At 68.8% G+C, this 11,425-nt stretch carries 10 protein-coding genes and 1 pseudogene; 3 read left to right on the top strand and 8 right to left on the bottom strand.

The features are described from left to right. Both C5O18_RS02775 and C5O18_RS02770 read right to left on the bottom strand, forming a co-directional pair. Positions 1 to 316 (bottom strand): ATP-binding cassette domain-containing protein (locus tag C5O18_RS02775; protein WP_146089182.1); only part of this gene is annotated, 316 nt, incomplete at its 3' end. Continuing rightward, entirely contained in the window at positions 313 to 1,269 is a 957-nt protein-coding gene (locus tag C5O18_RS02770; RefSeq protein WP_158249249.1) for a FecCD family ABC transporter permease, read from the bottom strand. The genes C5O18_RS02775 and C5O18_RS02770, both read right to left, overlap by 4 nt. A 170-nt stretch (positions 1,270 to 1,439) precedes the next feature. On the opposite strand from C5O18_RS02770, the gene C5O18_RS02765 reads away from it, so the two are divergent. Continuing rightward, positions 1,440 to 2,627 (top strand): patatin-like phospholipase family protein, encoded by a 1,188-nt coding sequence (locus tag C5O18_RS02765; RefSeq protein ID WP_105191336.1) that lies wholly within the window; start codon positions 1,440 to 1,442, stop codon positions 2,625 to 2,627. Between the two features lie 24 nt (positions 2,628 to 2,651). On the opposite strand, the gene tesB is transcribed toward C5O18_RS02765, so the two are convergent. Next, positions 2,652 to 3,527 carry an acyl-CoA thioesterase II gene (gene tesB / locus C5O18_RS02760; protein ID WP_105191335.1) on the bottom strand — a complete coding sequence of 292 codons (876 nt, stop codon included), beginning with the start codon at positions 3,525 to 3,527 and terminating at the stop codon, positions 2,652 to 2,654. Between the two features lie 157 nt (positions 3,528 to 3,684). On the opposite strand from tesB, the gene plsB reads away from it, so the two are divergent. Beyond that, positions 3,685 to 6,207 carry a glycerol-3-phosphate 1-O-acyltransferase PlsB gene (gene plsB, locus C5O18_RS02755; RefSeq protein WP_105191334.1) on the top strand — a complete coding sequence of 841 codons (2,523 nt, stop codon included), beginning with the start codon at positions 3,685 to 3,687 and terminating at the stop codon, positions 6,205 to 6,207. 34 nt (positions 6,208 to 6,241) lie between these two features. On the opposite strand, the gene C5O18_RS02750 is transcribed toward plsB, so the two are convergent. Genes C5O18_RS02750 through C5O18_RS02730 form a run of 5 tightly spaced genes read right to left on the bottom strand, consistent with a single transcriptional unit; the run spans position 6,242 to position 11,061 of the window. Continuing rightward, the gene (locus tag C5O18_RS02750) at positions 6,242 to 7,054 is read right to left on the bottom strand and encodes a class I SAM-dependent methyltransferase (protein WP_206389697.1); all 813 of its coding nucleotides are present in this window, start codon (positions 7,052 to 7,054) and stop codon (positions 6,242 to 6,244) included. Between the two features lie 8 nt (positions 7,055 to 7,062). Beyond that, positions 7,063 to 7,887 (bottom strand): undecaprenyl-diphosphate phosphatase, encoded by an 825-nt coding sequence (locus C5O18_RS02745; RefSeq protein ID WP_105191333.1) that lies wholly within the window; start codon positions 7,885 to 7,887, stop codon positions 7,063 to 7,065. Between the two features lie 3 nt (positions 7,888 to 7,890). Then, entirely contained in the window at positions 7,891 to 8,355 is a 465-nt protein-coding gene (locus C5O18_RS02740; protein ID WP_105191332.1) for an acyl-CoA thioesterase, read from the bottom strand. A 1-nt stretch (position 8,356) separates the two neighbouring features. Further along, positions 8,357 to 9,115: a tRNA (adenosine(37)-N6)-threonylcarbamoyltransferase complex dimerization subunit type 1 TsaB gene (tsaB, locus tag C5O18_RS02735; protein ID WP_206389696.1), complete on the bottom strand. Its 759-nt coding sequence runs from the start codon at positions 9,113 to 9,115 to the stop codon at positions 8,357 to 8,359. After that, positions 9,112 to 11,061 (bottom strand): DNA repair helicase YoaA, encoded by a 1,950-nt coding sequence (locus C5O18_RS02730; protein ID WP_105191330.1) that lies wholly within the window; start codon positions 11,059 to 11,061, stop codon positions 9,112 to 9,114. Before C5O18_RS02730 ends, tsaB begins: the two co-directional genes overlap by 4 nt. A gap of 168 nt (positions 11,062 to 11,229) precedes the next feature. Here C5O18_RS02730 and C5O18_RS02725 point away from each other — a divergent pair. After that, positions 11,230 to 11,425: pseudogene (locus tag C5O18_RS02725) on the top strand (hypothetical protein); the annotation flags it as partial.

Raw genomic sequence — 11,425 nt, 5'->3', positions numbered from 1 at the left:
TGCGCAGCAGGGCATGCACGCTGAGCGGTGCGGACAGCTGGTGCTGCTGCGGCAGGAAAGCGCGGACCCGGGCCCAGCCAGCATCGTGCCAGAGCGGCAGCGGCCGGCCCTGCCACTGCCATGCGGACGCGGTGCCGCTGTCATGCCGGCGCGGATCATGGCCGGCGCAATGACGCAGGAAAGTGCTCTTGCCGGCACCGTTCGGCCCCAGCACCGCCCAGCGCTCCCCGGCCGCCAAGGACAGCGCCGGCAGGGTCAGCACCACCTCGCCGGCCGGATTGCGCAGAGGCTGCGCGGCGATATCGAGGCCGCTCATGCCCGCCACCGCCGATGCAGCACGAACAGGAAGAACGGCGCTCCCAGCAGGGCCGTCATGACACCCACCGGCAGCTCCAGCGGCGCCAGCAGGGTACGCGCAAGGGTATCGGCGAAGACCGCCAGCAAGCCGCCGACGAGCATGGCCACGGGCATCAGGCGGGCATGCTGGCAACCGGTCAGTCGGGCCGCGATGTGCGGCGCCATGAGGCCGATGAAGGCCACGCTGCCGGCCTGGGCCACCGCCACCGCCACCAGCAGCGCGCTGCCCCAGATCACCTGGCGCCGGAAACGCGGCACCGGCAGGCCGAGCAGGCCGGCCTCGCGCTCGCCCAGCAGCCAGAGATCGAAAGATGACGCCCGGCGCAGCCCCCAGGCCATGAGCACCAGCACCAGTGCCATGCCGGGCAGCAACCAGCGCCACTCGGCATAGGCGAAGCTGCCCATGAGCCAGAAGCTGCCGGCACGCAGACTGATGTCCGGTCCCAGGATGAGCAGCAATTGGGTGCCCGCCGCCAGCAGGGCATTGAGCGCGATGCCGACCAGCAGCAGCGCCTCGGGCTGCAGCTGGTAGCGGCGCGCCAGCGCCAGCACCAGCAGCAGCGACAGGCCGGCGCCGGCGAAGGCAGCCAGCGGCATGAGCCAGATCAGGTCCTGCCAGAGCAGCAGGGAGAGCACGGCGGCCAGTCCGGCGCCGGTGCTGACGCCGAGCAGGCCGGGCTCGACCAGGGCATGGCGGAACAGGGTCTGCAGCCAGAGTCCGGCAAGCGCCAGCGCGGCGCCGGACACCAGCGCCAGCAGGAGACGCGGCAGACGCAGCTGCCAGATGATGTCCGCCGCCTGCGGCCCGGCCGGCAAGCCGGCCCGGAGCGCCCAGGCGGACAGGCAGGCCGCCAACGCGAAAAGCAGGACGCCCTGCAGGAAAGCAGAGCTCGGCGAGTGAAAGCGTGACATGCAGGGGTTCCGCTCCGGATCGGCACAGCATAGGCGCCCGGTTACAAGAGGTCCACCGAAAGCAGACAGCAACCGACCGCGGCAGGCTTGCAAGCCCGCTGAAAGCGGGGGAAAGTCGGAGACATGGAGGCCGGCGCCATGCACGCCGGCCCTGACACGAGGGCACAGGCATGCAGGCACCCGCATCTCCCCTCCCCGGCGCCACGGCGCTGGTGCTGTCCGGCGGCGGCGCGCGCGCCGCTTATCAGGTGGGCGTGCTGCAGGCCATCGCCGACATGATGCCGCCCGCCTGCGGCAATCCCTTCCCGATCATCTGCGGCACCTCCGCGGGCGCGCTCAACGCCGCCAACCTCGCCGTCCACGCCGCCTGCTTCCAGGAGGGCGTGGAGCATCTGCGCGAGGTCTGGAGCAACTTCGACAGCTCCCAGGTCTACCGCACCGACTGGCCCGGCGTGCTGAGCAGCGCCATCCGCTGGCTCAGCAACCTCAGCCTCGGCCTGTTCAACAAGACCGCGCCGGTGTCGCTGCTGGACAACCAGCCGCTGGCCGCCCTGCTGACGCGCTCGCTGGACCTGCAACGGCTGCCGGCCTCGATACAGGCCGGACACCTGCGGGCGCTGTGCATCACCGCCTGCAGCTACACGCGCGGCGACTCGGTGAGCTTCTACCAGGGCGACAGCGATCTCGAGGACTGGGGCCGGGCACGGCGACGCGGGCATCGCTGCGAACTGGGCATCAACCACCTCATGGCCTCCAGCGCCATTCCGCTGCTGTTCCCGGCGGTGGAGCTGGACGGCGAATACTACGGCGACGGCGCCCTGCGCCAGCTGGCGCCGGTGAGCCCGGCGCTGCATCTCGGTGCACGGCGCATCCTGGTGATCGGCTCCGGTGCTTCCGGCGGCAGCCAGGGCCGGCGCATGACCAGCGGCTACCCGAGCCTGGCGCAGATCATCGGCCACATCATGAGCAGCTCGTTCGTGGACAGCCTGGAGATGGACCTGGAGCGCCTGCACCGCATCAACCAGACCGTCAGCCTGCTGCCCAGCGAGGCCTCGACCCTGCTGCGGCCGGTGCAGTACATGGTGCTGGCGCCGCCGATTTCACGCATCGAGGAACTGGCGGCGCGCTACGCCCACACCCTGCCGCGCTCCATCCGCTTCTTCGTGCGCGGCTCCGGCATGTTCAAGCGCGCCGGTTCCAACCTGCTCAGCTACCTGCTGTTCGAGGCACCCTACGCGCAGGCGCTGATGGACCTCGGCTACGCCGATGCGCAGGCGCGGGAAGTCGAGCTGCGCGAGTTCCTGCGCCCCGACCTGGCGCCGCCGAGCAACGTGGTGGCGTTCCGCAAGGCTGACTGAGGCCGACCCGGGAGCGGTCACCGGTCAGGCCGGCTGGCGCGGCGGCCGGCGGCGGATCAGGCCTTCCTGCGCCGTCGAGGCCACCAGCGTGCCATCCTGCGTGTAGATCAGGCCGCGGTTGATGCCCTTGGCCGCCGAGGCCGACGGCGCGTCCATGTGGTAGAGCAGCCATTCGTCGATGCGGAACGGACGATGGAACCACATGGCGTGGTCGATGCTCGCGCACTGCATGTCCGGCTGCATGAAATGCGCGGCGTGCGGCAGCATGGCGGTGCCCATGAGCGCGAAGTCGGAGGCGAAGGCGAGCATGCACTGGTGCAGGAAGGGATCGTCCGGCAGCGTCATCTGCGCTTTCATCCAGTGCGCGCGCTGCGGCTCGCGCGGCTCCAGCGCGAAGGGGTTGACCGGGTCGATGGGGCGCAGCTCGATGGGCCGGTCGGACTCCAGCAGCGCGCGGTACTTCTCCGGCACGTAGGGCGCCACCATACGGCGCAGGTCCAGCTCGCTGGGCAAGCCTTCCGGACCCGGCACCTCGGGCATGGGCAGCTGGTGATCGAAGCCGTCTTCGGCGTCGGCGAAAGAGGCCATCATGGTGAAGATGATCTCGCCGTGCTGGATCGCCTTCACCGTGCGGGTGGTGAAGCTCTTGCCGTCGCGCACGCGCTCGACCTGGTAGACGATCGGCGTCGTCGGGTCGCCGGGACGCAGGAAGTAGGCATGCAGCGAATGCGCCAGGCGCTCGCCGTCGACCGTGCGGCCGGCCGCCATCAGGGCCTGGCCCAGCACCTGGCCGCCGAACACGTTCTTGCCGAAGTAATCGTGGCTCTTGCCACGGAACAGGTTGATTTCCAGGTTTTCCAGATCGAGCAGCTGCAGCAGCTCCTGCATCACGACAGACATTCCGGCACTCCCAGTCTCGACACGCGCTTGAAACAAATCCGGACAGACAGCCTGACCGGTCAGGCTGCAATTGTCCGGGTTTTGTTACACTCGGCACAACATTTTGCGCGCCGCACTGTACCGCTGCGCACCGTGACAGTTTCAAGGACCCATACGCATGCTCAGCCTCTTCGGTCTGGATCGCCTGTTCCGCCTCATCATCCGCAAGCTGATGTATCTCTGGGTCAGGGTGCAGGTGCTGCCGCACGACCTGAAACTGCTGGGCATCGACCCGGACAAGCCGATCTGCTACGTGCTGCAGAACCGCCTGCTGTCCAACGTGCTGGTGCTGGACACCGAGACCCGCCGCCTGGGTCTGCCCCGGCCCATGCGTTCCATGCGCCAGCACGGCCTGCGCGAGCGCTACTCGCTGCTGTTCCTGACCCGCGAGCAGCGCAACCCGCTGGCACGCCCGCCACACGCCCACTCGCCGCGCCTGGTGTCGCTGGTCGATGCCGTGCACGCCGACCCCACGCTCGATGTGCAGCTGGTGCCGGTGACCATTCTCTGGGGCCGCTCGCCGGAGAAGGAAAGCTCCTGGCTGAAAGTGCTGTTCGCCGACTCCTGGGCCACGCCGACGGCACTGAAGCAGCTGATCACCATCCTCCTGCACGGTCGCCAGACCATGCTCAAGATCAACCCGCCGCTGTCGCTGCGCCAGCTCAGCAGCGAGACCGAAAGCAGCGAACGCACGCTGCGCAAGGTCTCGCGCGTGCTGCGCGTGCACTTCCGGCGCCAGCGCTCGGCGGCCATCGGTCCCGACATGTCGCACCGGCGCACGCTGCTCGACGAGATCATGCGCAGCGAGCCGGTGGAAGCCGCCATCGCCCGCGAGGTCATGGAGCGCGGGGTCAGCCGGGAAGTCGCGGAATCGCGCGCGCGCCTGTACGGCAACGAGATCGCCTCGGACTACTCCTACCCGGTGATCCGCTTCCTGGAGATCTTCCTGACCTGGCTGTGGACGCGCCTGTACAACGGCGTCACCGTGCACAACATGGAGGTCATCGAGAAGCACGCGACCGATCACGAGATCATCTACGTGCCGTGCCACCGCAGCCACATCGACTACCTGCTGCTGTCGTACGTGATCTTCACCCGCGGCTACATGACCCCGCACATCGCCGCCGGCGCCAACCTCAACATGCCGGTGGTCGGCGGCCTGCTGCGCCGCGGCGGTGCCTTCTTCCTGCGCCGCACCTTCAAGGACAACTTCCTCTACGGCGCCGTGTTCAACGAGTACCTGCACCAGATGCTCAGCCGCGGCTTCCCGATCGAGTACTTCGTCGAGGGCGGCCGCAGCCGCACCGGCCGCCTGCTGTCGTCCAAGCTGGGCATGATCAACATGACCCTGCGCAGCTACCTGCGCGACCACAACCGCCCGCTGGTGTTCATCCCCGCCTATATCGGCTACGAGAAGCTGATGGAGGGCGGCACCTACATCGGCGAGCTGCAGGGCAAGCCCAAGGAGAAGGAGAACCTGTTCTCGCTGGCCATGTCGGTGCGCAAGCTGCAGAAGGTGTTCGGCAAGGTGCACCTCAGCTTCGGCGAGCCGATCTACCTGAACGACGTGCTGGACGCCGGCATGCCGGGCTGGCGCGGCGACGCCGGCGCCGCCGAGCGCCCCGAATTCACTGCCACCTCGCTGGCCCTGGGCAGCCGGATCAGCACCGGCATCAACGCCAGCGCCGTGGTCAACCCGATCAACCTGCTCAGCCTGGTGCTGCTGTCCACGCCCAAGCACGCCATCGACGAAGACCAGCTCGCCGAGCAGCTGGAACTGAACAAGGCCCTGCTCGCCGCCGTGCCCTACTCCGCGCTGGTGCAGGTCACCGACCTCGACGGCCACGCCATGATCGCCTACGGCGAGGAGCTGAAGATCCTGCAGCGCCGCAAGCACCCGCTGGGTGACCTGCTGTACCTGCACGAGGAAGAAGGCGTGCTGATGACCTACTTCCGCAACAACACCCTGCACCTGTTCGTGCTGCCGTCGCTGCTGGCCGTGCTCCTGCTGCAGCGCGGCTCGGCCACCCGCGAGCAGGCCCTGCACATGGTGCGCTCGGTCTACCCGTTCCTGAAGTCCGAACTGTTCCTGATCTGGAGCGATGACCAGCTGCCGGACGTGGTCGACGCCTATCTGGAAGCCATGGCGGGCCTCGGCCTGCTCGGCATCGACGGCGAGCGCTATGTCCGTCCGGGCAGCAGCAGCGAAGCCTACGCCCGCCTGCACATCCTCAGCCGCGCCCTGCGCCAGACCCTGGTGCGCTACCACATGACCATCACCGTGCTGAACCAGCGCGGCTCCGGCAGGCTCACCCAGCAGCAGCTGGAGGAACTCTGCCACCTGCTCGCGCAGCGCCTGTCGTTCGTGCGCGAGTTCAGCGCGCCGGAATTCTTCGACAAGACCCTGTTCCGCGGCTTCCTCGACACCCTCAAGGGCCTCGGCTTCCTGTGCACCACGGACGATGGCCACCTAGTCTTCGACGAGCGCCTGAGCGCGCTCGCCGACGAAGCCCTGGAAGTGCTGCCGAGCGGCATCCGCCAGGCCATCCAGCAGGTCACGCTGATCACCGACGAGGAAGTGGCGGCGGCGCTGCTGGCCATGGAGCAGGCGGCGGCAAAGCGCAAGGGCAAGGGCGGCTGACGGACCGCCCGGCCAGCGAGATGCGCGCGGCGACTCAGCTCGCCGGCGCGTACAGGTCGAAGCGGTTGCTCTGCCCGGTCATGCGCTCGTGCGGCACCACGCCGGCCAGGTCCGGCGCCAGCCGGGGCCGCTTGACCACCACCCTGCGTGTCGCCACCGCCCGTGCCGGCGCCAGCAGGGCATCGGCATCCAGGTCGGCCCCCACCACGCTGCGGAACACCCGCATGTCCTTCTTCACCAACGCCGACTTGTCGCGGTGCGGGAACATGGGATCGAGATAGACCACCTCGGGCCGCTGCTCCGGCGGCAGCGATGCCAGTCGCCGCAGATGCGCGAGCGCATCCTCGGCGATCAGGGTCACGCGTGCGGCTGTAGCGGCCAGCGTCGGCTCGGCTGCCGCGCGCGCGAGCCCGTCACGCAGCAGCGCGGCAATGGCCGGCGAGCGCTCGCAGAGCTGCACCTGACAACCGAGGCTGGCGAGCAGCCAGGCATCGCGCCCGAGGCCGGCGGTGGCATCGACAATGCGCGGTGTCGCGCCCTTGCGGACGCCACAGGCGCGCGCGACCATTTCACCGGCGGCGCCGTGGCTGGCGCGCCAGCGCATCTCGCCATGCACGAAATCGACCCGGACCGGCCCCGGCAAGGGAAACTCCAGCGCCTGTAGCGCCAACCCCTCGCCGTCCAGCAGCAACGCGGCAGCATGGCCGGCGCTGGCAAGCCGCGCGAGATCGCGCTTGCGGTCGGCGAGCAGCTCTGGCGGCAGCCAGCCCTGCTCCGCCGCCAGCACCGCGGCCAGCGGCAGCAGCTCCGGTGATGCCACGACCACGGGCAGGGCGGCAGCGAGCATGGCCGGTATCAGCCCCAGTTGATCAAGCCGGTCCAGGCGCTGATCAGGATGAACAGGCCGAAGGCGATGCGGTACCAGGCGAACACCGTGAAGCCGTGGGTGGACACGAAGCGGACCAGCGCCTTGACCACCCAGGCCGCGACCAGGAAAGCCGCGATGAAGCCGATGGCGAACACCGGCAGGTCGGCGAGGATGAATTCGTCGCGGTGCTTCCACACCGAGTAGACGGTGGCCGCGATCATGGTCGGCACCGCCAGGAAGAACGAGAACTCGGCGGCGGTCTTGCGCGACAGGCCGAACAGCAGGCCGCCGATGATGGTGGCGCCGGAGCGCGAGGTGCCGGGGATCATGGCCAGACACTGGGCGAAACCGATCTTGAGCGCGTCCTGCCAGCGCATGTCGTCGACATCATGGACATGGATGACATGCTCGCGGCGCTCGGCCCAGAGGATGACGATGCCGCCCAGCACCAGCATGGTCGCGACCACCATCGGGTCGAACAGCACGCCCTTGATGAAGTCGATGGCGAAGTAGCCGATCACCATGGCCGGCAGGAAGGCCAGCAGCAGGTTGGTGACGAAGCGCGTGGCCACGGCTTCGCGACGGAAGAAGCCGGTGGTGATCTGCGCCATTTTCTCGCGGTAATCGAAACAGACCGCGAGGATGGCGCCGAGCTGGATGGCGATCTCGAACACCACGCGCTTGTCTTCGGTCCAGAAGTCCAGCAGCTCGGCGGTGACGATCAGGTGACCGGTGCTCGACACCGGCAGGAATTCGGTCAGGCCCTCGACGATGCCCATGATCAGGGCTTGCAGGTACAGCAGGTAATCCATGAATCAGTCCTTCAGTGCACCGGGCGGGAGCGCCGCGGCGGAATAGGCTTCGAAGAAGGCCGGAGGCATGCGGCGGATGCGGCCTTCGGCGATGTCGACACAAACGAAATGGGTGCTGCCGCGGAATACCGTCTGCCCGTCATCCTCGCGGATGAACTGGTAGCAGCGGTGCGTCGACAGCCGGTCGACCTGCGTCAGCCAGGTCGCCAGGCTCAGGTGCTCGCCCAGGCGCGTGGCCTGGATGTAGTTCAGCTCGTGGCGGCGCACCACCATGCCATGCCCGAGCGCCTCGTACTCGGCCGGCCCCAGGCCGAGGTGCTGCGAATGCGACCAGGCCACGGCCTCCAGCCACTGCAGGTAGACCACGTTGTTGGTGTGGCGCATGACATCGATGTGCTCGTCGCTGACGCTGACGCGCAGGATGTGCGGATCGGGATGGTCCCAGGCCAGTGGCTCGTCTCGACTCATGTCATCTTCCCGGCAGTTTCTTCCAGACATCGTCGCGCAGGTACACCGGCAGCGCCAGCTCGGGCGCCACCGCCGCGCCGGCACGCAGCCCCGGCGCAGCCAGCAGGGCGACATCCTCGGCATCGGGCGGCAGCTCGGCGGCGATCACCGCGACCGGCAGCTGACGCCCCAGCGCCTCGGCATAGCTGCCCCAGCCGGAGCCGGCACCAACCGCGGTGGCGGCGCGACGCGGCGACAGCGCGGCATCGACCATGGCGCTCCAGGCCAGCACCAGCGCCTCCGGCAGTGCCTCCGGGCGGGCCGCGACCTCGGCCGTCTGCGGCTGCATGAGACCTGCCTGCTCGCTGCCTTCGGCGCCGAGCAGGAAAGCACCCGCATACACCTCCTGCATGCGCGCATCGAAACTGGCCAGCACCGCTTCGGCGCCGGTGGCGCGCCAGGCTCCCTGGGCCAGCGCCTGCAGGCTGGACACCGGCACCACGCCGAGGTCGGCACCCAGCGCCAGTCCTTGCGCCACCGCGGCGGCGATGCGCACGCCGGTGAAGGCGCCCGGACCCCGGGAATAGGCCAGGCCATCGAGCTGGTTCAGACGCAGGCCGGACTCGGCCAGCACCTCGTCGATCATGGGCAGGATCAGCTCGGTCTGCTGCCGTGGCGCATGCAGGCGGCGTACCAGCACCTCGTGGCTGCCGTCGACGGCGCTGCGCAGCAGGGCCACCGAACAATGTTCGGTGGCAGTCTCCAGGGCCAGCAGATTCATGCCGATTGCGGCTCCAGTTCGTTGATGAAACGGAAGAAGCCCTGCACTTCCTCCAGGCTGCGCGTGCGTCGCATGGGCGGCAGGCTCTGCACGAACAGCTGGCCGTAGGGTCGCCCGACCAGGCGCGGATCGCAGACCATGAGCACGCCGGTGTCGAGCACGTCGCGGATCAGGCGGCCGGCGCCCTGCTTCATGGCGATGATGGCCGCCGGCAGCTGATAGGCCGTGAACGGATTGCGGCCCCGGGCTTTATACGCATCCAGGCGGGCTGCGACAACCGGCTCGCCCGGCGACGCGAACGGCAGCTTGTCGATGATCACCAGCGACAGCGCCTGCCCGCGCACATCCACGCCCTCCCAGAAGGCACCGGTGGCCAGCAGCACGCATTCCGGCGTGCTGGCGAAACGGCGCAGCAGCTCGGCCTTGGGCTGCGTGCCCTGCACCAGGAAGGTGAAGTCGAGCTGCTTCGGCAGCCACTCGGCCGCCTCCTTGAGCGCGCGGTGCGAGGTGAACAGGAAGAAAGCCCTGCCCCGGCTGGCGCGCAGCACCGGCACGGCGGCCTCGAGCGTGGCCCGGGTGTAGTCGAAGCTGCCCGGGTCCGGCAGGCCGCGCGGCACGTAGAACACAGCCTGCTGTTCGTAGGCGAAGGGGCTGGGCAGCTGCAGCGTGGCGATATCGTCCGGCAGACCGAGCTGGATGGCGATGTGGCGGAAATCGTTGCGCACCGCCAGCGTGGCCGAGGTCAGCACCCAGGTCATCGGCTCGCGGTCGAGCAGCTCGCGGAACGGCCCCGCGATTTCCAGCGGCGTCCACTGCAGCACGAAGCCCTTGCGGAAGGTCTCGAACCAGTGCACCTGGTTCTCCGGCGTCGGCCCGGTCAGTTCGGTGAACGCCTCGGACAGGTCCTCGGCGCGACGGTGGCAGCTCTCCAGCCCCTTGCTGCGGTCCTTCAGCGCCGCCAGCGCCTCGGTGACGCAGGCCAGCGCCATTTTCACCGCCTCGATGGCCGCCGGCATGTCGGCGTGCCCGCTGACCTCGCGCCAGACGCCTTTGCGCGCCTCCTCGCCCATGAGCAGTCGAAAAGCCGCCAGCCGCGTTTCCAGGTTCTGCACCAGGTCGTTCATGCCGCGCAGGTCGCCGCCGGCCGCCAGCACTTCGCGCAGGGCATCGGCCAGCAAGTCATGGATCTGACGTGACGACAGGCTCTGGCCGAAGAACATGGCGGCGGTCTCGGGCAGCTGGTGGGCCTCGTCGAAGACCACGGCGTCGGCCTCCGGCAGCAGCTCGCCGAAGCCGCGGTCCTTGAGCGCCTTGTCGGCGAAAAACAGATGATGGTTGACCACGATCAGCTCGGCCTCGGCCGCCTTCTCGCGCGCCTTCATGAGCGGGCAGTCGGCCAGCTTCGGGCACTCCTGGCCCAGACAGTTGTCGGCCGTGCTGGTCACCAGCGGCCACACCGGCGAATCCTCGGCGATGTCGAGCAGTTCGGCGATGTCGCCAAGCTCGGTCTTGCCGGCCCAGGCCGCGACCCGGTGCAAGTCGTGCACGGCCTGCTTCGAGGGCAGGTCGCCCTCTTCCAGGTGTTGCTGCAGCCGGTACGGGCAGAGGTAGTTGCTGCGGCCCTTGAGCAGCGCCGTGCGCAGCGGCCGGCCGAGCAGCTGGCGCACCATGGGCAGGTCGCGGTGGAAGAGCTGGTCCTGCAGGTTGCGGGTACCGGTGGAGACGATGGTGCGCTTGCCTGACAGGATGGCCGGCACCAGGTAGGCATAGGTCTTGCCGGTGCCGGTGCCGGCCTCGACCAGCAGCAGGCTGCCGTCATCAAAGGCGCCGGCCACCGCCTCGGCCATCTGCAGCTGCGGCTCGCGTGGCTGGTAGCCCGGAATCTTCGCCGCGAACGGGCCGCCAGGCCCCAGGGCCTCCCGTACGGCGGAGACCGTTGCCGGCATGACAGTAGCCTGATCCAAGACGCTTCCCCGATATCGATAGGCGGATGATACATGCCCGGCATGGCCGCGCAGCGGAAATGACGGGTAACATTCGGGATATAGCAGAGAAAGCCGGGACCTGCCGGCAACCCGCACGCCGTGCCGCAGCAGCCTCTCCAGGAAGACCCCGTGTCCGCAGATACCCCCACAGACAGCCATCCGGCACCCGCTTCCGCAACGCGCCTGATCGACGGCGTGTCGCCGAGCCGGCAGTGGCTGCCCGCCGGTGACTGGCCGACGATGCTGGATTACCTGGCGCAGCGCTTCCCCGGCATTTCCCCGGATATCTGGCGCGAACGCATGGCGCGCGGACTGGTCAGCGACG

This window comes from Amnimonas aquatica, assembly GCF_002943415.1.
Classification (GTDB): Bacteria; Pseudomonadota; Gammaproteobacteria; order Pseudomonadales; family Moraxellaceae; genus Perlucidibaca; species Perlucidibaca aquatica_A.
This window is presented reverse-complemented; position numbering and strand designations above follow the sequence as displayed.

Coding starts and splice junctions, on each gene's coding strand:
- C5O18_RS02740 (WP_105191332.1), bottom strand. CDS start 8,355: ATGAGTCGAGACGAGCCACTGGCCTGGGACCATCCCGATCCGCACATC.
- tesB (WP_105191335.1), bottom strand. CDS start 3,527: ATGTCTGTCGTGATGCAGGAGCTGCTGCAGCTGCTCGATCTGGAAAAC.
- plsB (WP_105191334.1), top strand. CDS start 3,685: ATGCTCAGCCTCTTCGGTCTGGATCGCCTGTTCCGCCTCATCATCCGC.
- C5O18_RS02745 (WP_105191333.1), bottom strand. CDS start 7,887: ATGGATTACCTGCTGTACCTGCAAGCCCTGATCATGGGCATCGTCGAG.
- C5O18_RS02750 (WP_206389697.1), bottom strand. CDS start 7,054: ATGCTCGCTGCCGCCCTGCCCGTGGTCGTGGCATCACCGGAGCTGCTG.
- tsaB (WP_206389696.1), bottom strand. CDS start 9,115: ATGAATCTGCTGGCCCTGGAGACTGCCACCGAACATTGTTCGGTGGCC.
- C5O18_RS02730 (WP_105191330.1), bottom strand. CDS start 11,061: ATGCCGGCAACGGTCTCCGCCGTACGGGAGGCCCTGGGGCCTGGCGGC.
- C5O18_RS02770 (WP_158249249.1), bottom strand. CDS start 1,269: ATGTCACGCTTTCACTCGCCGAGCTCTGCTTTCCTGCAGGGCGTCCTG.
- C5O18_RS02765 (WP_105191336.1), top strand. CDS start 1,440: ATGCAGGCACCCGCATCTCCCCTCCCCGGCGCCACGGCGCTGGTGCTG.